Annotated in this window: 25 protein-coding genes and 2 tRNA genes; 18 read left to right on the top strand and 9 right to left on the bottom strand. The window is 73.7% G+C overall.

Annotated elements, in window-relative coordinates; genetic code table 11:
• Window positions 1-34 precede the first annotated feature (34 nt).
• From NF338_RS19340 to NF338_RS19305, 8 genes are all read left to right on the top strand, one after another.
• Entirely contained in the window at window positions 35-1,195 is a 1,161-nt protein-coding gene (locus NF338_RS19340; protein ID WP_082141568.1) for an ROK family transcriptional regulator, read from the top strand.
• A 198-nt stretch (window positions 1,196-1,393) separates the two neighbouring features.
• Window positions 1,394-2,704 carry an extracellular solute-binding protein gene (locus NF338_RS19335; protein WP_264032249.1) on the top strand — a complete coding sequence of 437 codons (1,311 nt, stop codon included), beginning with the start codon at window positions 1,394-1,396 and terminating at the stop codon, window positions 2,702-2,704.
• 154 nt (window positions 2,705-2,858) lie between these two features.
• Entirely contained in the window at window positions 2,859-3,815 is a 957-nt protein-coding gene (locus tag NF338_RS19330) for a carbohydrate ABC transporter permease (RefSeq protein WP_087471612.1), read from the top strand.
• Entirely contained in the window at window positions 3,812-4,744 is a 933-nt protein-coding gene (locus tag NF338_RS19325) for a carbohydrate ABC transporter permease (RefSeq protein ID WP_318783172.1), read from the top strand. The genes NF338_RS19330 and NF338_RS19325 overlap by 4 nt, the downstream gene beginning before the upstream one ends.
• A gap of 1 nt (window position 4,745) precedes the next feature.
• Complete coding sequence (locus tag NF338_RS19320; protein ID WP_264032248.1) at window positions 4,746-5,774, top strand: ROK family protein; 1,029 nt, start codon at window positions 4,746-4,748, stop codon at window positions 5,772-5,774.
• The gene (gene nagB / locus NF338_RS19315; protein WP_264032247.1) at window positions 5,774-6,556 is read left to right on the top strand and encodes a glucosamine-6-phosphate deaminase; all 783 of its coding nucleotides are present in this window, start codon (window positions 5,774-5,776) and stop codon (window positions 6,554-6,556) included. The genes NF338_RS19320 and nagB overlap by 1 nt, the downstream gene beginning before the upstream one ends.
• Window positions 6,557-6,740: 184 nt before the next feature.
• Window positions 6,741-7,076: a DUF3039 domain-containing protein gene (locus NF338_RS19310; RefSeq protein ID WP_087471613.1), complete on the top strand. Its 336-nt coding sequence runs from the start codon at window positions 6,741-6,743 to the stop codon at window positions 7,074-7,076.
• Entirely contained in the window at window positions 7,073-8,926 is a 1,854-nt protein-coding gene (locus NF338_RS19305; protein ID WP_264032246.1) for a DEAD/DEAH box helicase, read from the top strand. The genes NF338_RS19310 and NF338_RS19305 overlap by 4 nt, the downstream gene beginning before the upstream one ends.
• Window positions 8,927-8,945: 19 nt before the next feature.
• Here NF338_RS19305 and NF338_RS19300 read toward each other — a convergent pair whose 3' ends face one another.
• On the bottom strand, window positions 8,946-10,373 hold the full coding sequence (locus tag NF338_RS19300; protein ID WP_264032244.1) for a nicotinate phosphoribosyltransferase: 1,428 nt from the start codon (window positions 10,371-10,373) through the stop codon (window positions 8,946-8,948).
• Between the two features lie 113 nt (window positions 10,374-10,486).
• Between NF338_RS19300 and clpS the strand changes: the two genes are divergently transcribed.
• The 6 genes from clpS to rdgB all read left to right on the top strand — a co-directional run bounded on the left by clpS (window position 10,487) and on the right by rdgB (window position 14,733).
• Complete coding sequence (clpS, locus tag NF338_RS19295; RefSeq protein ID WP_087472876.1) at window positions 10,487-10,774, top strand: ATP-dependent Clp protease adapter ClpS; 288 nt, start codon at window positions 10,487-10,489, stop codon at window positions 10,772-10,774.
• On the top strand, window positions 10,771-11,439 hold the full coding sequence (locus tag NF338_RS19290; RefSeq protein WP_264032243.1) for a DUF2017 domain-containing protein: 669 nt from the start codon (window positions 10,771-10,773) through the stop codon (window positions 11,437-11,439). Before clpS ends, NF338_RS19290 begins: the two co-directional genes overlap by 4 nt.
• A gap of 111 nt (window positions 11,440-11,550) precedes the next feature.
• The gene (gene murI, locus NF338_RS19285) at window positions 11,551-12,354 is read left to right on the top strand and encodes a glutamate racemase (RefSeq protein WP_264032242.1); all 804 of its coding nucleotides are present in this window, start codon (window positions 11,551-11,553) and stop codon (window positions 12,352-12,354) included.
• Complete coding sequence (locus NF338_RS19280; RefSeq protein WP_264032241.1) at window positions 12,354-13,184, top strand: MBL fold metallo-hydrolase; 831 nt, start codon at window positions 12,354-12,356, stop codon at window positions 13,182-13,184. The genes murI and NF338_RS19280 overlap by 1 nt, the downstream gene beginning before the upstream one ends.
• Window positions 13,185-13,276: 92 nt before the next feature.
• Window positions 13,277-14,047, top strand: a complete 771-nt coding sequence (gene rph, locus NF338_RS19275) for a ribonuclease PH (RefSeq protein ID WP_264032240.1) — start codon at window positions 13,277-13,279, stop codon at window positions 14,045-14,047.
• Complete coding sequence (gene rdgB / locus NF338_RS19270; RefSeq protein WP_264032239.1) at window positions 14,044-14,733, top strand: RdgB/HAM1 family non-canonical purine NTP pyrophosphatase; 690 nt, start codon at window positions 14,044-14,046, stop codon at window positions 14,731-14,733. The genes rph and rdgB overlap by 4 nt, the downstream gene beginning before the upstream one ends.
• 65 nt (window positions 14,734-14,798) lie before the next feature.
• On the opposite strand, the gene NF338_RS19265 is transcribed toward rdgB, so the two are convergent.
• On the bottom strand, window positions 14,799-15,263 hold the full coding sequence (locus NF338_RS19265) for a DUF3054 domain-containing protein (protein WP_264032238.1): 465 nt from the start codon (window positions 15,261-15,263) through the stop codon (window positions 14,799-14,801).
• Window positions 15,264-15,373: 110 nt separating this feature from the next.
• Between NF338_RS19265 and NF338_RS19260 the strand changes: the two genes are divergently transcribed.
• A complete protein-coding gene (locus tag NF338_RS19260; protein WP_264032237.1) occupies window positions 15,374-17,008 on the top strand; it encodes an ABC-F family ATP-binding cassette domain-containing protein in 1,635 nt (544 codons plus the stop codon).
• A gap of 71 nt (window positions 17,009-17,079) precedes the next feature.
• On the opposite strand, the gene NF338_RS19255 is transcribed toward NF338_RS19260, so the two are convergent.
• The 5 genes from NF338_RS19255 to NF338_RS19235 all read right to left on the bottom strand — a co-directional run bounded on the left by NF338_RS19255 (window position 17,080) and on the right by NF338_RS19235 (window position 22,047).
• A complete protein-coding gene (locus NF338_RS19255; RefSeq protein WP_264032235.1) occupies window positions 17,080-17,622 on the bottom strand; it encodes a flavodoxin domain-containing protein in 543 nt (180 codons plus the stop codon).
• Window positions 17,623-17,764: 142 nt separating this feature from the next.
• The gene (locus NF338_RS19250) at window positions 17,765-18,427 is read right to left on the bottom strand and encodes a Pr6Pr family membrane protein (RefSeq protein WP_264032233.1); all 663 of its coding nucleotides are present in this window, start codon (window positions 18,425-18,427) and stop codon (window positions 17,765-17,767) included.
• On the bottom strand, window positions 18,424-18,993 hold the full coding sequence (locus tag NF338_RS19245) for an NUDIX hydrolase family protein (protein ID WP_087471623.1): 570 nt from the start codon (window positions 18,991-18,993) through the stop codon (window positions 18,424-18,426). The genes NF338_RS19250 and NF338_RS19245 overlap by 4 nt, the downstream gene beginning before the upstream one ends.
• Window positions 18,994-19,034: 41 nt before the next feature.
• On the bottom strand, window positions 19,035-20,636 hold the full coding sequence (locus tag NF338_RS19240) for a pyridoxal phosphate-dependent decarboxylase family protein (protein WP_264032232.1): 1,602 nt from the start codon (window positions 20,634-20,636) through the stop codon (window positions 19,035-19,037).
• Window positions 20,602-22,047: an MFS transporter gene (locus tag NF338_RS19235; RefSeq protein ID WP_264032231.1), complete on the bottom strand. Its 1,446-nt coding sequence runs from the start codon at window positions 22,045-22,047 to the stop codon at window positions 20,602-20,604. The genes NF338_RS19240 and NF338_RS19235 overlap by 35 nt, the downstream gene beginning before the upstream one ends.
• Before the next feature lie 133 nt (window positions 22,048-22,180).
• Between NF338_RS19235 and trxA the strand changes: the two genes are divergently transcribed.
• On the top strand, window positions 22,181-22,564 hold the full coding sequence (gene trxA / locus NF338_RS19230; protein ID WP_264032230.1) for a thioredoxin: 384 nt from the start codon (window positions 22,181-22,183) through the stop codon (window positions 22,562-22,564).
• A 224-nt stretch (window positions 22,565-22,788) separates the two neighbouring features.
• On the opposite strand, the gene NF338_RS19225 is transcribed toward trxA, so the two are convergent.
• Both NF338_RS19225 and bcp read right to left on the bottom strand, forming a co-directional pair.
• Window positions 22,789-22,870, bottom strand: a tRNA-Leu gene (locus NF338_RS19225).
• Between the two features lie 97 nt (window positions 22,871-22,967).
• Window positions 22,968-23,444: a thioredoxin-dependent thiol peroxidase gene (gene bcp / locus NF338_RS19220; protein WP_087471625.1), complete on the bottom strand. Its 477-nt coding sequence runs from the start codon at window positions 23,442-23,444 to the stop codon at window positions 22,968-22,970.
• Between the two features lie 158 nt (window positions 23,445-23,602).
• Here bcp and NF338_RS19215 point away from each other — a divergent pair, with 158 nt between their 5' ends.
• The gene (locus NF338_RS19215; RefSeq protein WP_264032279.1) at window positions 23,603-23,899 is read left to right on the top strand and encodes a GroES family chaperonin; all 297 of its coding nucleotides are present in this window, start codon (window positions 23,603-23,605) and stop codon (window positions 23,897-23,899) included.
• A 117-nt stretch (window positions 23,900-24,016) separates the two neighbouring features.
• Window positions 24,017-24,086: transfer RNA gene (locus NF338_RS19210), tRNA-Lys, on the top strand.

Raw genomic sequence — 24,086 nt, 5'->3', positions numbered from 1 at the left:
ACAGCCACTTAGTAAAGGCAGTCTACTAACAAACATGACAACGGCAGTCACCGGGACCGGAGCACCGAGGAGGCGTCTGAGCACAGGGCTCAGGCCGACCTCGAAGGTGCTGCCCGAGCACGCTCGGGCCCACAACCGGTCCCTCGTGCTGCAGCACCTGTTCCACGAGGGACCCACCTCGCGCGCCGACCTGGCGCGCGCCACCTCCCTCACCCGCGTGACCATCTCCGACCTCGTCTCCGTGCTCATCGCGGAGGGCCTGGTCGAGGAGCTCGGCGTCCGCCCGGGCCAGCGCGTCGGCAAGCCCGCGATCCTCGTCGGGATGCGCACGAGCGCCTACCAGATCGTCTCCGTGGACCTCACCGACGACGAGGTCCTGCGCGGCGCCGTCCTCACGCTCACCGGCGACTTCGTCGTCCGGCAGAGCCTGGCGGTCGACGGACGCACCGGGACCGAGCTGGTCGACCTCCTCACGCGCTTCTGCCGCGGCCTCATCGCGTCCGCCACCCAGCCGGTCATCGGCGTGGGGATCGGGTCGCCCGGCGTCGTCGACGCCGAGGGCCGCGTCATCGAGGCGCCCAACCGGCGCTGGTACGACGTCCCGCTCGCCGCGCAGCTCACCGAGCGGCTCGGCCTCGCGGTCCACGTGGCCAACGACGCGAACATCGCCGCGCTCGGCGAGTTCACGTTCGGCGGCGCGGCCGGCGACGGGCTCCTTGTCCTCACCGTGGGCGAGGGCGTGGGCGCCGGGATCATGGTCGACGGCGCACGGGTGCGCGGGCACGCGGACGCGGCCGGCGAGCTGGGTCACGTGACCGTCGTCGACGACGGCGAGCCGTGCGCCTGCGGGCGCCGCGGCTGCCTGGAGACCGTCCTGTCCGTGCCGGCGTTGCGCCGCGCGGTGGACGGGCTCGACACCGAGGCTTCCGACGCCGTCCTGGCGTCGGTGGGCAGGACGCTGGGCATCGCTCTGGCACCTGTCGTCAGTGCGCTCAACCTCGCGGAGGTGCTCGTCAGCGGTCCTGCGGACCTGCTCGACGGGCCCCTGCGCGAGGCGGCGTTCGAGACCATCCGCTCCCGCACGATGCCGGTCATCGGCAGCGGGCTCCAGGTGCGGATGGCCACGCTCGACGAAGACGTCGTCCTTGCTGGGGCGGCCGTCCTCGTCCTGTCCGGACAGCTGGGGGTCTCCTGAGCCGACGACGCTCGGACTGACCTCCACCGCCCGACCGGGGCCGGGTCCTGACCCTGCCCCTCAGACCTCCTGGGAACCCCAGTGCAGCATCCCCAGGAACGCAGTACCCCTGCACGTGCTCGATTACGCAGGACTCCTGCCACACCTCCGGTGGCGTCACCGACGCCGCCACCAAGAAACACCGAGAGGAAGCACCCAGTGAAGAGGAACCGTCTCGTCGTCGCCTCCGTGGCGTCGACGATCACCCTGGCGCTCGCGCTGACCGCCTGCAGCTCCGGCGGCGGGAGCGACGACAACGGCTCCGGCGAGACCGAGGCCACGACCGGCGACATCCGCGTCTGGCTCAACGGCTCGGACACGCCCGACGCCGCGCGCGACTACCTCAAGACGACGTTCGAGGAGGAGAACCCGGGCAGCACCCTCACGATCGAGGAGCAGTCCTGGACCGGCCTCGTCGACAAGCTCACGACGTCGCTCTCCGGCTCGGACAGCCCGGACGTCGTCGAGGTCGGCAACACGCAGTCCCCGGCGTTCACGTCCGCGGGCTTCTTCCGTGAGATCACGGCGGAGGAGTTCGAGTCGCTCGGCGGCGACGACCTGCTCCCCGGCTTCGTCGAGGCCGGCGACTGGGACGAGAAGCACTACGCCCTGCCGTACTACGCGGGCTCGCGTGCGGTGTTCTACACGCCGCAGGTCACCGGGGCCACGGCCGTCCCGACGACGCTCGACGAGTACGTCGCCAACGCGAAGGCGATGTACACGGACACGGTGTCGGGTGTGTACTGGCCCGGCCAGGACTGGTACAACGCTCTCCCGTTCGTCTGGGAGAACGGTGGCTTCATCGCCGAGCAGAACGACGCGGGCGAGTGGGAGGCGGGCTTCTCGAGCGAGGGCGGCCTCGCCGGCCTCGCGCAGGTCCAGGACCTCATGACCAACGCGTCGCACGCTCCGAAGGACGGTCAGGAGACCGACCTCCAGGTGCCGTTCTGCGAGGGCACCGTCGCGTACGTGTCGGCCCCGACCTGGATCGCCGGGACCATCAAGACCTCGCAGACTCCTGAGGACCCCGCGCAGACCCCGGGCTGCCTCGAGACCTACGGCTCGGACCTCGCGGCGTTCCCGCTGCCGGGCAAGACCGCGGGTGAGCCGGCTGCCGTGTTCGCCGGTGGCTCGAACATCGCCGTGGCGCAGAAGTCGAACAACCCCGAGCTCGCGTACAAGGCGTTCGAGATCATGATGAGCGACGAGTACCAGACGATCCTCGCCCAGGCGAACATGATCCCGGCGAAGAAGTCGCTCGCGAGCGAGGTGCCGCAGGAGGACCCGATCGCCCAGGCGGGCGTCGCGGCCGCGCAGAACGCGCGCCTGACCCCGGCGTCCCCGAAGTGGGCCGACGTCGAGGCGCAGAACGTGCTCCAGAGCGCCTTCACCAAGATCGCGAACGGTGACGACGTCGAGACCGTCGCCAAGGAGCTCGACGCGAAGATCGAGGAGATCCTCAACAGCTGAGCCCGTCCGGTGATGCCCGGCGCTGGCCGGGCATCACCGGAGGCTCGAGCCGTCAGGGGTGGGGTCTCCTTCCTGAGGAGTCCCCACCCCTTCCCATGACGGGCCGTCGGCACGTCGCCTGCGCACCACCGCGCACCTCTGACGGAGTGAGGAAATGAGCTCAACCACCCTCGAACCACGCACCGAGCGTCCCGGCGCGCCGGTGCGACCCCCCAAGAAGCGGCGTCCGCCGATCCTGCCCTGGACGCTGCTCGTCCCCAGCCTCGTCGTGCTCGGCGTCCTCGTGGGATACCCGCTCGTGCGGCTCGTCATCATGTCGTTCCAGAAGTACGAGCGGGCGCAGCTCATGGGCCAGCCCGCCGAGTGGGTCGGCTTCGACAACTACGTCCAGGTCCTCACCGACGTGGACGGCTTCTGGACCGTGCTGCTGCGCAGCTTCCTCTTCATGGTCGCCTGTGTCGTCCTGACCATGGTGCTCGGCACGCTCATCGCCCTGCTCATGATGCGCCTCGGCAAGGGCTTCCGTCTGCTGGTCTCGGTCGGGCTGCTGCTCGCGTGGGCCATGCCGGCGCTCGCCGCGACCATCGTCTGGGGCTGGATCTTCGACACCCAGTACGGCGTGATCAACAACCTCCTGACGACGATCACGGGGGACAACTGGATGGGCCACTCGTGGCTCCTCAACCCGCTCCAGTTCTTCCTCATCGCCACGCTCATCATCGTCTGGGGCGCCGTTCCCTTCGTCGCGTTCACCATGTACGCGGGACTGACGCAGATCCCCGGCGAGGTGCTCGAGGCCGCGCAGCTCGACGGAGCGGGTCCGGTCCAGCGCTTCCGGCTCATCATGATCCCGTACGTGCGCAGCATCATCACCGTGCTCATCGTGCTGTCGATCATCTGGGACCTGCGCGTCTTCACGCAGATCTACGCGCTGCAGGGCGTGGGTGGTGATCGCGACAAGACGAACACCATCGGCGTGTACATCTACCAGATGGGCATGGCCCAGGGGCACTACGGTCTCGCGGGCGCCATCTCGGTGATCTTCGTGTTCATCATGCTCGGCATCTCGTTCTACTACGTGCGCCAGACGGTCCGGGAGGAAGAACTGTGAGCACCATCCAGACCACACCACGGACCACTGTCCGGCACGCCTCCGCCGCGGGCGGCTCCGCGCCTCGCGTGAGCCGTGAGAAGCAGCGCAAGAAGGCCGCCAACGTCGGCTACGCCATCCTGGCGATCATCGTCTTCGTCTCGTCGGTCTTCCCGGTCTACTGGATGATCAACACCTCGTTCCTGCCGTCGAGCCTCGTGCGGGGTACGGACCTCAAGTTCTTCCCGACACCGGACGTCTTCACGCTGAACAACTACGTGACGGCGGTCACCGACGACTCGCGAGCGCCGTTCGTCCCCGCGATGGGCAACTCGCTCACGGTGACGTTCTTCACGCTGGTCATCGCGATGGTGCTCGGGTTCCTCGCCTCGCTGGCGGTGACCAGGTTCCGCTTCAAGGGGCGTCGCACGTTCATCCTCGCGATCCTCGTGGTCCAGATGATCCCGGGCGAGGCCATGATGATCTCGATCTTCCGGATCATCGACAACTGGCAGATGCTCAACACGATCGTCGGCCTGGGCATCGTGTACGTGTCCGGCGTCCTGCCCTTCACGATCTGGACGCTGCGAGGATTCGTCAACGGCGTCCCCGCCGACCTCGAGGAGGCGGCCATGATCGACGGCTGCTCGCGCGGCAAGGCGTTCTGGAAGATCACCTTCCCGCTCCTCGCTCCGGGCCTCGTCGCCACCGGCGTCTTCGCGTTCATCCAGGCCTGGAACGAGTTCGTGATGGCGCTCATCATCATGCAGCGCCCCGAGTCGATGACCCTGCCGGTGTGGCTGCGGACGTTCCAGCAGGCCACTCAGGCGACCAACTGGGGTGCTCTCATGGCGGGGTCGGTGCTCATCGCGATCCCGGCGGTGGTGTTCTTCCTCATCGTCCAGGGTCGGATGACCGGTGGCCTCGTCTCGGGTGCGGTGAAGGGCTGACGTGAGCGACCTGAGCACGGCTGCCTCGCTGAACGGCGAGGCAGCCGCAGCCCTGGCCGGACGCCCCGGTCCCGCTGGCGCGCCGCGGTGCGACTCCCCGGGCGCCGGGACCGCGGTCGGTCTCGACATCGGCGGGACCAAGGTGCTCGCCGCGTTCCTCGGGCCTGACGGCGTCGCGCGGGAGACCCTGCGCCTGCCGACGGTGCGCGGGCCGCAGGGCGTCGTGTCCAGCGCGGCCCGAGCCGTCCGCGAGGTGGTGCGACGCGCGGGCGCGGAGCTCGCGGAGGTGGACGGTGTCGGCGTCGGCGTGCCGGGGCTGGTGGACCCGGAGGACGGCTCGGTCATGCACGCCGTCAACCTCGGCATCGAGGGCGGGCGCTTCGCGCTCGCCGAGGCGCTGTCGGCGGAGCTCGACGGTCTCCCGGTCCAGGTCGACAACGACCTCAACGTCGCCGCGCTCGGTGCCTCGCACCTGCGCGGAGACGACGGGTCGGACCTCGCGTTCCTCGCGCTGGGCACCGGCCTCGCCGCCGGGATCGTGCTCGGTGGCGAGCTGCGTCGGGGCGTGAGCGGTGCGGCAGGGGAGATCGGCCACATCCCGATCGACCCGCACGGTCCCGAGTGCGCGTGCGGCCAGCGCGGGTGCGTCGAGGTCTACGCCTCGGGCTCCGCGGTGTCCGCCCGGTGGCCGTCGCGCCACGGCCGGCCCGCTCCCGCGGAGCTCTTCGAGGCGGCCGCCGCGGGCGACCCGGAGGCGATCCGGATCAAGGACGAGTTCGCGTCCGCCGTCGCCTCCGCGGTGCGGATCCTGGAGCTGACGGTCGACGTCCGGCACGTCGTCCTCGGCGGCGGTGTGTCCGCCCTGGGGCAGCCGCTCCTCGACGCCGTGCGCGCCGCGCTCGACGCGCAGTCGAGCACGTCCCCGTTCCTGTCCTCGTTGCGTCTCGCCGAGCGGGTCTCGCTCGCTCCGGCGGACGTACCCGTCGCCGCGGTGGGCGCTGCCCTCGTCGGCCGTCGAAAGGTGAAGTGATGGAGGTCGTGATCGCTCCTGCGGAGCGGTTGGCGGTGCTGGCTGCGGACGCGATCGAGAAGGTGGTGCGGTCGCGGCCGGAGGCGGTGCTGGGGCTGGCGACGGGATCGTCGCCGTTGAAGGTGTACGACGAGCTGGCGCGCCGGCACCGTGAGGACGGGTTGTCGTTCGCGGGCGTGCGGGCGTTCATGCTCGACGAGTACGTGGGCCTGCCCGCGGAGCACCCCGAGCGGTACCGGAACGTGATCGAGACCGAGATCGCCTCGCGGGTGGACTTCGCCCCGGGCGCGGTCCAGGGCCCGGACGGCAACGCCGAGGACCTGGTGGCGGCGTGCGCGGCCTACGAGGAGTCGATCGCGGCGGCCGGGGGTGTGGACCTGCAGATCCTGGGGATCGGGACGGACGGGCACATCGCGTTCAACGAGCCGGGGTCGTCGCTGGCGTCGCGGACACGGATCAAGACGTTGACGGCGCAGACGCGTGAGGACAACGCGCGGTTCTTCGGGGACGACGTGGACCGGGTGCCGCGGCACTGCCTGACGCAGGGGCTGGCCACGATCATGTCCGCGCGGCACCTGGTGCTGCTGGCCACGGGCAAGGGCAAGGCGGAGGCGGTGCACCAGCTCGTGGAGGGCCCGATCAGCGCGTTGTGGCCCGCGACGATCATGCAGATGCACCCGCACGCCACGGTGCTGGTCGACGACGCGGCGGCCTCGCGCCTCCAGCTCGGGGACTACTACCGCCAGACGTACGCGTCCAAGCCGGACTGGCAGGGCCTGTAGCCGATCTGCCGACGAACTCTCGCGGGCCGTCGCCCGCGAGGCACAACCGCCCGCCGGCGCGCGGTCCACGCCCCTGGACCGCCGCGCCGGCGGGCTCTTGCCGTCGTCCGGTCGGGGCGGGGGCGGCACCCGCGGACGGCGTCGCGCCGCACGGGTGTCGGCGCACCGACGTAGACTTCCCCCCATGATCGAACTCCGTGCGAGCACGCCCCCCGGGGGTCCTGAGGACCCGTTCCGGAACCCTGCGACCGAGCCGACGACCGGCACGTCGACCGGGGTGCTCGAGCGCGAGGAGACGCGCGAGCAGACCGAGCCGGGCGACCACGAACGCTTCGCGCACTACGTGCGCAAGGAGAAGATCATGGAGTCCGCGCTCTCCGGCAAGCCGGTGATCGCGCTGTGCGGCAAGGTGTGGGTGCCCGGCCGCGACCCGAAGAAGTTCCCCGTGTGCCCCACGTGCAAGGAGATCTACGACGGTCTGCGCGACCCGCAGGACGGCGAGGGTGACTCCGGCAAGTGAGCGGGGAGCACCAGACGACGTCCACCGGTCACTCCGTCCCCGACTCCCGTAGCAGGACCACACCGCCCGCGCCGCAGAGCCCGTCGTCGGCAGCGGCGTCGCACCTCTCGCCCGCGTTCCCGCGCCGTGCCCCGTGGGGCTCGGCGTCGAAGCTGCGCGCCTGGCAGGCGGAGGCCCTCGAGCTGTACCGCACGCGCGCGCCGCGCGACTTCCTCGCCGTCGCGACCCCCGGCGCGGGCAAGACGACGTTCGCGCTGCGCGTCGCGACGGAGCTCCTGGAGCAGGGCGTGGTGCGGCGCGTGACGGTCGTCGCACCGACCGAGCACCTCAAGCACCAGTGGGCCGACGCCGCCGCGCGCGTCGGCATCCGCATCGACCCGAACTTCCGCAACAGCCAGGGGCGGCACGGCGCCCACTACGACGGTGTCGCGCTGACCTACGCGCAGATCGCCGCCAAGCCCGCTCTGCACGCGGCCCGCACGACCGCCGACCGCACGCTCGTCATCCTCGACGAGGTGCACCACGGCGGCGACGCGCTGTCGTGGGGCGACGCGGTGCGCGAGGCGTTCGAGGACGCGACGCGCCGCCTCGCCCTCACGGGGACGCCGTTCCGCTCCGACACCGCGGCGATCCCGTTCGTCGAGTACGAGCGCGGCCCTGACGGCATCCGCCGGTCGCGCGCCGACTACACGTACGGCTACGGCGACGCGCTGCGCGACCACGTCGTGCGCCCCGTGCTCTTCCTGTCGTACTCCGGCAACATGCGCTGGCGCACGAAGGCCGGGGACGAGGTGAGCGCACGCCTCGGCGAGGCGCTCACCAAGGACATGACCGGCCAGGCGTGGCGCACCGCGCTCGACCCGAACGGCGAGTGGATCCCGTCGGTCCTCGCGGCGGCGGACAAGCGTCTCACCGAGGTACGGCGCGCGATCCCGGACGCCGGTGGCCTGGTCATCGCGACCGACCAGACCGACGCGCGCGCCTACGCGGGACACCTCGCCCGGATCACCGGGAGGTCGCCGACGGTCGTCCTCTCCGACGACGACGGGGCGAGCAGCCGCATCGAGGAGTTCGCGGACGGCGACGGCCGCTGGATGGTCGCGGTGCGCATGGTCTCGGAGGGCGTGGACGTCCCGCGCCTCGCCGTGGGCGTGTACGCGACCTCGACGGCGACCCCGCTCTTCTTCGCGCAGGCTGTCGGGCGGTTCGTGCGGGCGCGCAAGCGCGGCGAGACGGCGTCGGTGTTCCTGCCCAGCGTCCCGCACCTGCTCGAGCTGGCGAACGGGCTCGAGATCGAGCGTGACCACGCGCTCGACCGCCCGCTCACGGCGGAGGAGCAGGGCGAGGGCTTCAGCCCCGAGGACGCGCTGCTGGCGGAGGCGAACCGGGAGGACAAGGCGTCGGGCGAGCTCGTCCAGGGCTCGTTCGAGGCGCTCGAGGCGCAGGCGTCGTTCGACCGCGTGCTGTTCGACGGCGGCGAGTTCGGGACGGGCGCGGACGTCGGGTCGGACGAGGAGCTCGACTTCCTCGGGCTCCCCGGACTCCTCGACGCCGACCAGGTCACCACGCTGCTGCGTCAGCGCCAGGCCGACCAGCTGAGCGCCCGCTCGAAGACCACGCAGTCGGCGGAGCGGGAGCGGTCGGAGCTGGACCACCGTCGAGCGGCCGAGCTCCGCAAGGAGCTCCAGCAGCTCGTGTCCGCCTGGTCGCGCCGCAGCGGGCAGCCGCACGGCTCGGTGCACACCGAGCTGCGCCGCCGCTGCGGCGGACCCGAGGTCCCGCTCGCGACGGTCGAGCAGCTCGACGCCCGCGTCGCTACCGTGCGCGGCTGGTTCGTCGGCAAGCGGTAGCCGACACCGGGCCCGTGCGTCAGGGGAGCGTGTGCAGGACCGTCGGGATCGCGGGGTCGCCGGCGGAGAGGCGGCGCGCGCCGCGGGGCAGCTCGGCGCGGGCCTCGCGGTGTCGGTGCGCGGCGTTCTGGACCCCGTAGGAACCGACCCAGCGCGAGTCGACCGCGCCGTCGACGACGAGCGGGACCTGGAGCGGTCGCAGGTCGCTGTCGTCGGGCTCCCACTCCTGGACGGGGAGGTCGGCGCCGGTGACGACGACCTCCTCGATCGCGCGCCCGTCGACGTCGTAGCGGCGCGCCGCGACCTTGCGCCCCCCGGTGCTGGTCTTGGCCGTGGACGCCTTGGCGACGGGCTGGAGCACGCCGGAGGAGTCGGCGCGGGCGACGAGCTTGTAGACCATGCCGCACGTCGGCGCGCCGGAGCCGGTGACGAGCGACGTGCCGACGCCGTACGAGTCGACCGGTGCGGCGGCGAGCGACGCGATGGCGTACTCGTCGAGGTCGGACGTCACGGTGATCTTCGTGTCGTGCGCGCCGAGCGAGTCGAGCTGGCGGCGCACCTCGACGGCGAGGACTCCGAGGTCGCCGGAGTCGAGGCGGACGGCGCCGAGCCGGCCGCCGGCGGCGCGGACCGCGTTCTGGACGCCCTTGCGTACGTCGTAGGTGTCGACGAGCAGGGTCGTGCCGGCCCCGAGGGAGGCGACCTGCGACGCGAAGGCGGACTCCTCGTCGTCGTGCAGGAGCGTGAAGGCGTGCGCGGCCGTGCCGATGGTCGCGAGCCCGTACCGGCGTCCCGCCTCGAGGTTCGAGGTCCCGGCGAACCCGCCGACGACGGCGGCGCGCGCCGCGGCGACGGCGGCCTGCTCGTGCGCGCGCCGCGCGCCCATCTCGAGGCACGGGCGCTCGACGGCGGCGCTCGTCATGCGGGACGCGGCCGACGCGACGGCGGAGTCGTAGTTGAGGATCGACAGCACGAGCGTCTCGAGCAGGACCGCCTCGGCGAAGGTGCCCTCGACGGTCATCACGGGCGACTGGGGGAAGAAGACCTCGCCCTCGGCGTACCCGCTGATGGTCCCGGTGAACCGGTAGCCGGCGAGGAACTCGAGCGTGCGGTCGTCGACGACGGCCTGCGCGTGCAGCCAGTCGAGCTCCTCGGCTCCGAAGCGGAACGACGAGAGCGCCTCGAGGACGCGCCCGGTCCCCGCGAGGACCCCGTAGCGCCGCCCGGGGGGCAGACGCCGCGTGAAGACCTCGAAGAGGCAGTGCCGGTCGGCGGTGCCGTCCGCGAGCGCGGCCTGGAGCATCGTCAGCTCGTAGCGGTCGGTGAGGAGCGCGGTCGACGCGACCGGCTGGAACGGCGGGCGCTGCGAGTCCGGGCCGGCCTGTCGTGGCGAGGCAGCGCTGTCGGTCGAGGAGTGGGCGACGCTGCCCGGATCGGCGAGGCTCATGCGGAATACGGTAGGGCAGCGACGGGTACGACGGGCGTCGACAGGCCCACGAATACAGTGGTGGCGTGAGCCCCCAGCCGATCTTCACCCGCGCCGTCGGCGCGCGGGCGTCCGTGACCGTGCCCGAGGAGGCGACGCGGGTCGACGAGACCGTCCTCCCCGACAGCCCGTGGGTCACCCTCGTGTGGAACGACCCGGTCAACCTCATGAGCTACGTCGCGTACGTGTTCGAGTCCTACTTCGGGTACGCCGCGGAGCGCGCCCAGGAGCTCATGCTGCAGGTGCACCAGGAGGGTCGCGCCGTCGTGTCGACGGGCGACCGCGAGCGCATGGAGGTCGACGTGCAGGCGATGCACTCGTTCGGGCTGTGGGCGACCCTCCAGAAGGACGGCGAGCAGTGAGGCCGTTCCGCGCCGAGGCGCAGGGGTACGTCGCGGAGCTCGAGCCGTCGGAGCGGATCGTGCTCGCGCAGCTCGCGGGCGACGTCGCGCAGATGCTCCAGGAGGGCGTGCCGGGGCGGGCGCCGGGGGAGCCCGGGCCGTCCGGGCCCGACGACGCGTGGTCGCCTCCCGGCTGGACGGGGCCGGTCCCCGGGGGGAACGTCTCGGACGCGACGCCGCCGCCGGACCCGGCCGTGCGGCGTCTGCTCCCGGACGCGTCGGACGACGTCGAGGTGGCCGCCGAGTTCCGGCGGTTCACCCAGGACGACCTGGCGGCGCGCAAGGTCGGGCGGCTGGTGCGGCTGGCGCGCCTGCTCGTGGACTCGGAGCCCGCGGAGGTGGCGCCGTTCGCCGTCGCCCGCGACGAGGCCGAGGACGTCGCGGGGGCGCTGACGGACGTCCGCCTCGTGCTCGCCGAGCGCCTCGGCCTGCGGACCGACGAGCAGGTCGAGGGCCTCTACGACGAGCTGGACCGCGAGGGCGACGAGGGCCCGGACGACGGCGAGGTGGGTGGCGCACCGCGCCGTTTCCTCGTGAGCGTCTTCCTGCTCACGGGCCTGCTCCAGGAGTCGCTCGTGGACGGCATGCTCGCCGACCTGCGGGCGGGGCGCGACGGTCGGTCCTGAGGGTCGTCCCGCGCGTCGGGCCGGCGCGGCGACCGCCCTGTGGGCGCTGCCACAGACGGGAGCCGCGGTTCGGTGCGCCCCGCGCGCGGGCGCGCCAGTAGGCTCGGGCGGGTGAACGACGCTCCCATCGGGATCTTCGACTCGGGCGTGGGCGGCCTGACCGTCGCGCGCTCGATCCTGGACCAGCTCCCGAACGAGTCCCTCCTCTACATCGGGGACACCGCGAACGGTCCCTACGGGCCCAAGCCGCTCGCGGCGGTCCGGGCGATGGCGCTGGCGATCATGGACCAGCTCGTCGACGACGGCGTGAAGATGCTCGTCATCGCGTGCAACTCGGCCTCCTCGGCGGTCCTGCGCGACGCCCGTGAGCGGTACACGCAGCGCCACGGCCTGCCGGTCGTCGAGGTGATCCTCCCGGCGGCGCGCCGCGCGGTCGCGGCGACGCGCTCGGGGCGGATCGGGGTCATCGGGACGCGCGCCACCATCACGTCGCGGTCCTACGAGGACGCGTTCGCCGTCACTCCGGGACTGCACCTCACGACCCAGGCGTGCCCGGACTTCGTGCCCCTCGTCGAGCAGGGCGTGACGTCGGGGCCCGAGGTGCTGGAGGTCGCGCACCGCTACCTGGACCCGGTCAAGGCGGCGGGCGTCGACACGCTCGTGCTCGGGTGCACGCACTACCCGCTCCTGACGGGCGCGATCTCCTACGTCATGGGCGAGGAGGTCACGCTCGTGTCGAGCGCGGAGGAGACCGCCAAGGACGTCTACCGCACGCTCGTCGCGCACGACCTCGAACGCTCGCGCGACGCGGGGACGCCGCGGCACCGCTTCCTCGCGACGGGGAGCGCGGAACCGTTCGAGCACCTGGCGCGCCGCTTCCTCGGCCCCGAGGTGCTCAGCGTGGAGGCCGCCTGATGCGCCTCGTCACGGTCGGGTGCTCGGGGTCGTTCGCCGGGCCGGAGTCGCCCGCGTCGTCGTACCTTGTCCAGGTCCCGGCCGCCGAGGCCGCGGCCGCGGGGTTCGCGGCGCGCGACTGGAACGTCGTGCTCGACCTGGGCAACGGGTCGCTGGGTGCGCTCCAGCGGTTCGTCGACCCGCTCGACCTCGACGCCGTCGCGCTGTCGCACCTGCACCCCGACCACTTCGTCGACGTCTGCGGGCTGTACGTCTACCTGCGCTACCACCCCGAGCGCGGCTCGACCCGGACCGGGGTGCCGAGCCGGCTGACGGTGCTCGGTCCGTCGGGGACGGCCGGGCGCATCGAGGCGGCGTACGGGGCCGAGCCGGGCGACGGGATGAGCGAGGAGCTCGACGTGCGGGTCTGGGCGCCGGGCGCGCCCGTGCGGGTCGGGCCGCTCACGCTCGAGCCGCACCGCGTGTTCCACCCCGTCGAGGCGTACGGCGTGCGCGTCACGGGGCCGTCGTCGCTGCGGCCGGGCGAGCGGGCCGTGCTCGCGTACACGGGCGACACCGATGCGTGCGACGGCGTCGTCGAGCTTGCGCGGGACGCCGACCTGCTGCTGTCGGAGGCCGCGTTCCACGAGGGCCGCGACGACGGCGTCGAGCGCGGCATCCACCTCACGGGGCGCCGGGCGGGCGAGGTCGCGACGGCGGCCGGCGCGCACCGGCTGGTCCTGACGCACCTCCCCGCGTGGAACGACCCCCAGCGGTCGCGCGCGGAGGCCAGCGAGTCGTACGCGGGCCAGGTCGACGTCGCGACGACCGGCGCGGTCTTCGACTTCTAGCCGCTGAGCGCGGGGGATGTGTCGCGCGCACGGCGTCGTGACGACGGATACCCCGCACTCAACGGGTGCCGGGCGGTCGGTAGGGTGGCGGCATGACCATCCCCGCATCGTCCTCGGACACGGGCGCGCGCCTGCGCGCCGACGGCCGCACGCCCGACCAGCTCCGCCCCGTGACCATCACCCGCCACTGGCTCGACCAGGCCGAGGGGAGCGTGCTCGTCGAGTTCGGTCGCACGCGCGTGCTGTGCGCGGCGTCGTTCACGGAGGGCGTGCCGCGCTGGCGCAAGGGGTCGGGCGAAGGCTGGGTCACGGCCGAGTACGCGATGCTCCCGCGCGCGACGAACGAGCGGAGCCAGCGAGAGTCGGTCAAGGGAAAGATCGGCGGGCGCACGCACGAGATCTCGCGCCTCATCGGCCGGTCCCTGCGCGCGATCATCGACGTCTCGGCGCTCGGCGAGAACACGATCGTGCTCGACTGCGACGTCCTCCAGGCCGACGGCGGCACGCGCACCGCCGCGATCACGGGGGCCTACGTGGCGCTCGCCGACGCGGTCGCGTGGGGCCAGCGGCACGGGCACATCAAGGGTGGCAAGCCGGTCCTGACGGACTCCGTCGCGGCCGTGAGCGTCGGGATCATCGACGGCACTCCCATGCTCGACCTCCCGTACGTCGAGGACGTGCGGGCCGAGACGGACATGAACGTCGTGGTCACGGGCTCGGGCACGTTCGTCGAGGTGCAGGGCACCGCCGAGCACGCCCCGTTCGACCGCGCCGAGCTCGACGCGCTGCTCGACCTCGCGGTCGCGGGCACCGCCGACCTCACCGCGATCCAGCGCGCGGCGCTCGCGGCGGACGCACGGTGAGCGGCGCGCCCGAGGCGACGGGCGTCGTCGTGCCCGACGGCGCCCGCCTCGTGCTCGCGACGCACAACCCGGGCAAGATCGCCGAGCTGCGCGCCATCCTGGCCGCGGAGCTCGACGCGCACCCGGGCCTCGCGCTCGCGCCCGAGGCGATCGTCGGTGCCGGTGACGTCGGCGCGCCCGAACCGGTCGAGGACGGCGTGACGTTCGCGGAGAACGCGCTCATCAAGGCACGCGCGCTCGTGGCGGCGACGGGCTTGCCGGCGGTCGCCGACGACTCGGGCCTCGCCGTCGACGTGCTCGGCGGCGCCCCGGGGATCTTCTCGGCGCGCTGGGCCGGGCGCCACGGCGACGACGTCGCGAACCTCGAGCTCCTGCTCGCCCAGCTCGGCGACGTGCCCGCCGAGCACCGGGCCGCGGGCTTCGTGTGCGCGGCGGCGCTCGTGACGCCGGACGGCACCGAGGTGGTGCGCACCGGCGAGATGCGCGGGACCCTGCTCACCGCGCCGCGCGGCGAGAACGGGTTCGGGTACGACCCGATCCTCCTGCCGGACGAGCAGCCGGACGCCGGCGCGCCCGCCCGCTCCGCGGCCGAGCTGAGCCCGGTGGAGAAGAACGCCGTGAGCCACCGGGGCAAGGCGTTCCGCGCGCTCGCCCCCGAGATCGTGGCCGTGCTCTTGTCGAGGTAGAGGCCCGGTCCCGCGAGGTAGAGGCCTGGTCGGCGACCATGCCTCTACCTCGCGTGACCACGCCTCTACCTCGGGGCGCGGAGGCGCGCGACGAGCGTGGCGACGAGACGCCAGCCGACGAGCGTCGCGAGCAGGAACAGCGCGGAGACGACGAGGAACGGCACGGCGAGGCCCTCGCCCGTCGCGGCCCGCAGCGCCATGCCGACGGCCCAGGTCAGCGTCCACGCACCGACGCCGACGGGCCAGGGCACGAGCGGGCGTCGCCACGCGCGCAGCACGACCCACGCGACCGCGAGGCCGGCGAGGAACGGCCACGCGATGCCCGCGACGGCGGTGAGGGGGCTGTCCGCGGCGTGGCTCGCGCGCCCGCCCGCGGCGAAGGCGAGGACGCTCACGACGTCGAGCACGACGGCGAGCGTCACGACCCGGGCCGCGGTCCGGCCCGTGGAGGGCTCCGGCGTCGTCCCGGGGGCGGCGGCAGGGGCGGAGGGGACGCTCGGCTGGGCCGGTCCGGAGGGCACGGTGCTCATGCGCCCGACCGTACCCCGCGCGCGAGAGCTGCCCGTACGGTCGAGATCGGCCCTCGGGAGGTCGATCTCGCGCCGCGGGGGTCGATCCCGCGGCCCCTAAGGTAGTCCCCGTGCATCTCGCCGCCGACGACCTCGCCTTCGCCTACCCCGGACGACCCGTCCTCGACGGCGTCGGGGTGCGCGTCGCGGCGGGGACCCGGCTCGGCGTCGTGGGGGAGAACGGCACGGGCAAGTCGACGCTGCTGCACGTGCTCTCGGGCGACCTGACCCCCGGCCGCGGCGAGGTCCGCCGCGCGGGCTCGCTCGCGCTCGTCGAGCAGGAGCTCGCGATCGAGCCGGGCCAGACGGTCGGCACGCTCGTCGCCGCGACGCTCAGCGGGTTGCGAGCCGTCGCCGCGGAGCTCGAGGCGGCGGCGCGGGACTTCGACCACGAGGCCGGCGACCTCGCCGAGCTCACGGAGATCCTCGCGCGGGCCGAGCACCTCGCGGTGTGGGACGCGGACCGCCGCGTCGACGTCGCGCTGTCCCGCCTCGGCGCGTGCCGGGACCGCGACCGCGAGCTCGCGACGCTGTCCGTCGGCGAGCGCTACCGCGTGCGGCTCGCGTGCCGACTGGCGGAGCGCGCCGACCTGCTGCTCCTCGACGAGCCCACCAACCACCTCGACGCGGGCGGGATCGACTTCCTCACCGGCGAGCTCGTCGCGTGGCGCGGGGGCGTGGTCATGGTCACGCACGACCGCCAGCTCCTCGACGACGTCGCGACCGAGATCCTCGACCTCGACCCCGCCATGGACGGGAAGCCGGTGCTCTACGGGCAGCCGGGCTACCTGTCCTACCGGTTCGCCAAGAACCAGGCGCTGCACCGGTGGCGCCAGCGGTTCCGTGCCGAGCAGAAGCGCGCGGAGAAGCTCGCCGCGGTGCTCGACGCCTCGTACGAGGGACTGTCCGACGAGTGGCGCCCGCCCAAGGGCAGCCAGAAGCACCGTCGCGCGACGCGCGCCCGCATCCACGTCAAGGCCGCGGACCGGCGCCTCCAGCAGCTCGAGGCAGAGGCCGTCGAGGTCCCGGTGCCGCCGCTCCAGCTCGTGTTCCCCGAGCTCCCCGCGATGTCCCCCGGCTGGGAACCGGGCGACCCGGTGCTCGAGCTGCGCAGCCCGCGCGTCGGACCCGACGGCGGCGCGCGCCTCGACCTGCCTGGCACCCGGCTGGCGCTCCCGCCCAGCGGGCGGCTCCTGGTGACCGGGCCGAACGGGAGCGGGAAGTCGACGTTCCTCGCGGCGCTCGCCGGGCTGGTCGCGCTCGACCGGGGTGCGCGGTCGGTCGTGGACGGCGCGCGGCTCGGGGTCGTGGCGCAGGAGGGCCCCGCGCTGCCCCCGGAGGCGGAGGACCGCACCGGGTTCGACGAGTACGCACGCGAGGCGCTCGAGCTCCTCGACACGAACCGGCTGGACCCGGACCACCTCGTGCCGGTCGCGTTCCTCGGCCTGCTGACCGAGGAGGACCTCGAGCGTCCGCTGCGCGAGCTGTCCGCGGGGCAGCGGCGCCGGTTCGACCTCGCCCGCGCGCTCCTGGCCGCGCCGCACGTGCTGATCCTCGACGAGCCGACCAACCACCTCTCGATCGACCTCGTCGACGAGCTGACACAGGCGCTGCGGGTCACGCCCGCGGCCGTCGTCGTCGCGACGCACGACCGGCGCATGCGCGAGGACCTCGCGGACTGGCCGCAGCTCGAGCTCGGGCGCTGACCCCGGCCGCGCGACCGGCACCGCCCGCGACGGCCCCGACCCGCGGTCCGCCCCGCCCGCCGGGCGGTCCCTCAGCGGCCCTCGGCCGGGCTCGCAGCGGGCACCAGCACCTTGCCCAGCGCGCGGCCCCACGCCCGCGCGCGGTCCAGCTCGCCGTCGTCGAGCGGCCCCTCGACGTCCCCGACGTAGAACGACGCCGGCGGAGCGACCAGGCGGAAGCCGGCTCGGCGCAGCACCTTGGCCGCGCCGCGCGCGGCGGAGCCGGGCAGGGACTTGACCTTGGTGACGCGCGTGTCGAACGTCGCGGCCAGTCGCGTCTCGTCCTGGCGCGGGACGGACTCGACCCACTCGCGCAGACCCGTCGCGCGGTCGGACACGTCGCTGCTCGCGCGCTGCACGGCCTCAGCACGCGTCGTGGGCCGGGTCATGCCGAACGCGTGGGTCGGGCCTCCGGCGACCACGAGGCCCATGTGCCGGAGCGCGTCGGGGCTCGCGGCGGGGTCGGTCACGTCGACCACCATCACGCGGACCGTCTCGCTCAGCCCCTCGGCGACGGCCTGCGCGACCCGTTCGCTGTTCCCGTACATCGACTCGTAGACCACTGCGGCATCCATGGCGCGCCCCTTCGTCGAACGCCCGTCCGGACCGGACGGGTCCCCTCCCTCCAGCCTCGGGGCGCGGGCACGCCCGGCCCAGGGTCGAGCGGACGGAGCGTGGGGGCCGTTGGTCCCGCGCTCGCCGCCGGTGGGCGAGGCGTCAGGGGGCCGGGCGCAGCCGCGCGTCGACGAGGCGCACGAGCCACGCCAGCGCGAGGAAGACGACCGCGACGACCGCCGTGTTGACCAGCGCCCGGCCCAGGCCGAGCTCGCCCACGTCGAGGAACGGGTACGGGTACCAGTCCACGACAGCGCCCCGGACGAACGTGTACGCGATCCACGCGAGGGGGTAGACGACGGACCACCACACCGTCGCGGCGTCCACCCGGGGGCGTGGCCCGACCACGAGCCACGCGGCGACGGCGAGCACGGGCGCGAGCAGGTGCAGGAGCAGGTTCGAGACCTGGCCGGCGGCGCTCAGCTCGGCGAGGCCGCGCAGGACGGTGTTGTAGACGATCCCGGTGACGGCGATGCACAGCAGCGCGTCGAGGTGCGCGACGCGGAGCACCGGGCCGTCGCGCTCGGGCCGCACCGCGAGGAGGACCGAGACGATCCCGACGAGCAGGTTCGACTGGATCGTGAAGTAGGAGAACAGGCGCACGAGACGCTCCGCCTGGCTCGGGGCCGTGCCGGGCCCGTCGACGAGCGCGATGACGAGCTCCATGGCGACGCCCGTGAGCGCGGCGAGCGCCACGAGCGCGTGGAGCACCCGCGCGACCGCGGTCCTTCGTCCGGCCGCCGGGACGCGCGGCGCGCCGGTCACGGCAGGCGGCCGACGTAGGCCATCGCCTGGCGCAGCAGCACCCCTTGGCCGCCACGCATCTCGAGCTGCACCTCGTCGCTGCACGCCTGCTCGGGCGTGAGCCACGCGAGCTCGAGCGCGTTCTGCTGCGGGCGGCAGTCGCCCGTCACCGGCACGACGTACGCGAGCGACACCGCGTGCTGGCGGGGGTCGTGGTACGAGGTGATGCCCGGTGTCGGGAAGTACTCGGCCACCGTGAACGGCTGCGGCGACGCGGGGACCTGCGGGAGCGCGACCGGGCCGAGGTCCTTCTCGATGTGCCGCAGCAGGGCGTCGCGGATGCGCTCGTGGAACATCACGCGGCCGGAGACGAGGGCGCGCGTCATCATGCCCTCGGGCGTGACGCGCAGCAAGAGCCCGACGGCGACGACGTCGCCCGAGTCGTCGACCCGCACCGGGACGGCGTCGACGTAGACGAGCGGGAGCTGTGCGCGCGCGACCGCGATCTCCTCCGGGCTGAGCCAGCCCGCGGGCTGCGGGTTCTCGTGGGAGAAGTCGTCGGGCACGAAGTCGGCGGTGTCGGTCACGCGACTGTTCTACCCCGTGCGGTGCGCCGGGGCGAGTCCGCTCACGGCGTACCGGGACCGGCGGGTGGCTCGGCGACCCGCGCGACGATCTCGACCAGCGCGCGTTCCGCCGCCTCCGCGGGCAGCACCTCCATGACGGCCATGAGCGGCGCGAGCCGGTCGGGCAGGACGGAGCGGGCCGTTCCGCCGCGCTCGCCGCCGTCCGCGGCGAGGGCCGCGAGCAGCGCCTCCCAGACGGCGTCGGCGGTGGGCTCCGGCGCAGCGCCGTCGGCGCCCGGGGCGAACGCGCCCGCGAGCGCGCCGAGCACGGCGCTCACGTCGGGACGCGGCTCGCCGCGCACGGCGTCCGCACCCTGGACGAGCGCCGCGCCGAGGCCACCGAGGCCGGCCTCCGTCACGGGGGTGACCGTGAGGTGGGTCGTGTGCGGCAGGTGGGTCCCGTCGTCCTGCGCGAGCCCCGGCTGGGGCTGGAGGACCCAGCCGAGCGACCGGACGGCGTCGGCCCACAGGTGCGGGTCGACCTGCCGCGCCGGCGGCACCGTCTCGTCGCACGCCACGGCGATCAGGGGACCGGTGGGGCGCCCGACGACGCGCAGCCCGTCGATCCCGTCGATCGCCTCGTGCAGGGCCCGGGTCGCGCGTACGCACCGCGCGGTGAGGGCCGTGTACCCGGCCGTGCCGAGGGCCTGGCTCACGGCCCAGGCCGCCGCGAGCGGTGCCGCCGAGCGCGAGCCGGACGTCGTCGGGTTGACCACCGGGTAGCCGGGCCAGCCCGTGGTCGCGAAGAACTGGCGGCGCTGGCGGTCGCGCCCGCGCACGAGCAGGACCGACGTCCCCTTGGGCGCGTAGCCGTACTTGTGCACGTCGGCGGAGATGCTCGTCACGCCCGGCACGGAGAAGTCGAACGCGGGCACCGGGTCGCCGCCCGCGCCCTCCCAGAACGGCAGGACCCACCCGCCGACGCACGCGTCCACGTGCACCGGCACGCCGCGCGCGGCCGCCGCGGCGGCGACCTCGGCCACCGGGTCGACGACGCCGTGCGGGTACGACGGCGCGGACACGACGACGAGCGCGACCTCGTCGCCGTCGGGCGCGCCGTCGAGCTCCGCGACGAGGTCGGCGGCCGCGAGGGTCCCGGTCGCGGGGTCGACCGGCACGAGCGTGAGGTCGACGTCGAGGTACTGCGCGGCCTTGCGGAAGGCGGCGTGCACGCTCACCGGGGCGACGACGCGCGGGCGCACGCCGGGCCGGGCCGCGCGGGCTGCGTCGCGGGCGATCTTCACCGCGAGGAGGCAGCTCTCGGTCCCGCCGGAGGTCACCGAGCCCACGACCGCGTCCGGCCCGCGGAGCATCGCGCGGGCGAAGGCGACGAGCTCGGACTCCATGACGGCGACCGAGGTGAACGTCGTCGGGTCGAGGCCGTTGACGGGCTGGACCGCGCGGGCCGCCGCGGCGGCGAGCTCGTCGAGCTCGGCGAGGCCCGGGTCGTAGACGTAGGACAGGACGCGGCCCCCGTGCGTCGGGGCGTCGGCCGCCCGGAGCGCGGCGAGCCGGTCGAGGATCCCGTCCGTGCGCAGCGGGACGTCGCCCGCCGTGGCCCCGGAGGGGTCAGTCGTGCGCTCGGTCGGTGGAGGCGTGGTCACGCGGCAGCTCCGGTGCTGTTTCGTCGATGTCCCCCTTGCGCAGACCGTACCGTACGAGCGGAACGAGGCTTGCCAGCACGAGGACCGCGGGGACGACCGAGAACGCCAGGGCGATGCCGTCGACCGCCGCGTCCGGCTGCGTCACGGTCTCCCCGGCGCGCGTCGACACGTAGCCCGTGACCCCGAGGACGAGCGAGAGCACCGCGGCGCCGAGCGCCATGCCCGTGGTCTCGCCCGCCGTCCAGACGCCGCTGAACGCCCCGCCGCGGCCCTCGCCGTGCGTGCGCGCGTCGTGGGCGATGACGTCCGGGAGCATCGCGAGCGGGAGCGCCTGCATGCCCGCGTACGCGATCCCGGCGAGCGCCGTCGGGGCGTACACCCAGGCACCGGGCGCCCACAGCAGCGGGATCATCCCGAGCGCGGCGACCGCGAAGAGCACCGTGGCGACGACGAACCCGCGTTCCTTGCCGTCGCGGCGCGCGAGGCGGGTCCACAAGGGCATGCAGAGCAGGGCGGGGGCGATGAGGGCCGCGAAGAGGTAGCTCACCGCGGCCTCGTCGTGCAGCACGTACCGGGCGACGTACGCCGCGCCCGCGAGCATGAGGCCGGTGGCGACCGCCTGGAGAAAGAACGCGGCGAGCAGAGTGCGGAAGGGCCGCGAGCGGCGCAGCGCGTCGAACGCCTCGCGGACCGCGAGGGTCCACGCACGCGAGGCCGACGTCGACGCGGTGGGGGCGAGCGACGTCGTCGTCGCGGCGTGCGGGCCGGCGTCCCGGGAGCCCGGGGCGCGCGGGGCGACGCGGGTGGCGACGAGCATGCCGACGCCGATGACGAGGCCGGACACGACGCCCATGACGAGGTAGCCCGAGGTCGAGTCGCTGCCACCGCGCAGCGCGGGCCCGCCCGCGCCGAACAGCAGGATCGCGAACGCGAGCGCCGCGACGCGCCACGCGAGCAGCCGCGTGCGGCCGTCGTAGGTGGCATCGAGCTCGGCCGGCAGGGCGATGTACGGGACCTGGAAGAGGGAGAACGACGTCGCGGCGAGGAGGAACGCGACGAGCACCCAGATCGCCGCGGCGGTCGGTCCTGCCGCGGCCGGGACGGCGAACGTCAGCGCGAAGAAGACGGGCAGCGTGAGGGCGCCGATCGTCATGAAGCGCCGGCGCGACCCGGTGCGGGCGAGGTCGCGGTCGGAGCCGTACCCGATGAACGGGTCGATGACGACGTCCCAGACCTTCGCCCCGGTGACGATGAGCCCCGCGACCGCGGCGGGGACCGCGAGCGCGTCGGTCAGGTACACGAGCAGCACGAGCCCGGGCAGGGTGCCGAAGCCCCCGGTGCCCACGGAGCCGGCGGCGTAGCCGGCGATCGTGGCGCGCGAGAGCCGAGGGGAGGCGGTGGCGTTCGTCACAGGGGCAGCGTAGAGGCTGGTCGGGCGCGGGGCGGGCCGGGGCGCGCGCCGTGCCCGGGGAGCGAGGGGAATACGTGGGGGAGGATCGTTGCTCTACGAGGCAGACACCCCCACCGTCCCAGGAGGATCATCCATGGCCACGCAGACGCTCACCGAGTCCACCTTCGAGCAGACGATCACGGAGAACGACATCGTCCTCGTCGACTTCTGGGCCGACTGGTGCGGACCCTGCAAGATGTTCGCCCCGGTGTTCGAGGCGTCGTCGGAGGAGAACCCGGACGTCGTGCACGGCAAGATCGACACCGAGGCCGAGCGCGGCCTGGCCGCGGCGGCGAGCATCACGTCGATCCCGACGCTCATGGCCTTCCGCGAGGGCATCCTCGTCTTCTCTCAGCCGGGCGCGCTCCCCGCTCCGGCGCTCAAGCAGGTCGTGGACGCCGTCAAGGGCCTCGACATGGAGGACGTCCGTCGCCAGATCGCCGCGGCGAACGACGGGACCCCGGCGCAGGACGCCTGACCCCCTCCCCGCACACGAACGGCCCGGCACCTCGAGGGTGCCGGGCCGTTCGCGTCTCGGTCAGAGGCCGTCGTGCGCGCGCAGGACGCGCCTCGACGGAAGAAGCCGGTGCCCGCACCGGCAGGGGGCAATGGTGCGGACACCGGCTCTGACGTCAGGCTAGCCGCCCAACTGGACGGGCGTCCAGTTGATGGCCGGGTGAAAGCCGGGGCGTCGCTCCAGGGTGCGCGAGGCGGGACTCGAACCCGCACGTCCGAGGACACCAGGACCTAAACCTGGCGCGGCTGCCAGTTACGCCACTCGCGCGCGGTGGTCAGTCTACGGCGCGAGCGCTGCGTCCCCGGTCGGGCGCTGCGTCCCGGGACGCAGCGCTCGCGCGTGGACGCAGCGCTCGGCGTGAGGACTACTTCGGGTCGATGCCCAGGTCGCGGCGCAGCTTGGCCACGTGGCCGGTCGCCTTGACGTTGTACTGCGCGAGCTCGACCTTGCCGTCCGGGTCGACGACGACCGTCGAGCGGATGACGCCGACGACCGTCTTGCCGTAGAGCTTCTTCTCGCCCCACGCGCCGTAGGCCTCGAGGACCGTCTTGTCGACGTCGGAGACGAGCGGGAACGTGAGGTGCTCGGCCTCGACGAAGGCCGCGATCTTGTCCACGGGGTCGGGGGAGACGCCGACGACCGAGTACCCCGCGCCCTGGAGCGAGGCGAGGCTGTCGCGGAAGTCGCACGCCTCGGTCGTGCAGCCGGGGGTGCCGGCGGCCGGGTAGAAGTAGACGACGACGTGCTTGCCGCGCAGGTCGGAGAGCGTGACGGTGCTGCCGTCGGCGGCGGGCAGGGTGAAGTCGGGAGCGGTGTCGCCGACGGTGAGGCGCGTGGACATGGATCTCCTTCGGTCCGGCCAGGGTGTGGGTTCGAGCGTAGGTGAGGCGTCGCGGCACCGGTAGCGTTGTGGCTGTGAGCAAGACGACGTCCGCGCCCTCCACCTCCTCGCCCCGTTCGTCCTCCGCCCGGCCGGCGGCCCGCGACCTCCCGATCCGGATGCTGCACGACCGGCTGCTCGTCGACCCGGAGGTCGACGCGAGCGAGCGGCAGAGCTCGGCGGGCCTCGTCATCCCCGCGACGGCGGTCGGTCCCAAGCGCCTGGCGTGGGCCGTCGTCGTCGCCGCTGGTGAGCACGTGCGCCAGGTGGCGGTGGGCGACCGCGTCCTCTTCGACCCGGACGACCGCGCGGAGGTCGAGCTCGGGGGCCGGGACCTCGTGCTGCTGCGCGAGCGCGACGTGCACGCCGTCTCCCAGGAGATCGAGGAGGACGGCCCGACGGGCCTGTACCTCTGAACCGGGCCGTGGGCCCCGCCGCGCGGTCGGGGCGTCGGGCGCTGTCGTCGACGTCACACGGGAGCGGGCGGAACGGATTTTCCCGGCGCGCCTGCGGCTGCTAGTGTTTTCTCTCGCGCGCCATTAGCTCAATTGGCAGAGCAGCTGACTCTTAATCAGCGGGTTCGGGGTTCGAGTCCCTGATGGC

Source organism: Cellulosimicrobium sp. SH8, assembly GCF_025818875.1.
GTDB lineage: Bacteria > Actinomycetota > Actinomycetes > Actinomycetales > Cellulomonadaceae > Cellulosimicrobium > Cellulosimicrobium cellulans_D.
Note: the sequence above shows the minus strand (reverse complement) of the source record. Positions and strands in the feature narration are given on the sequence as shown.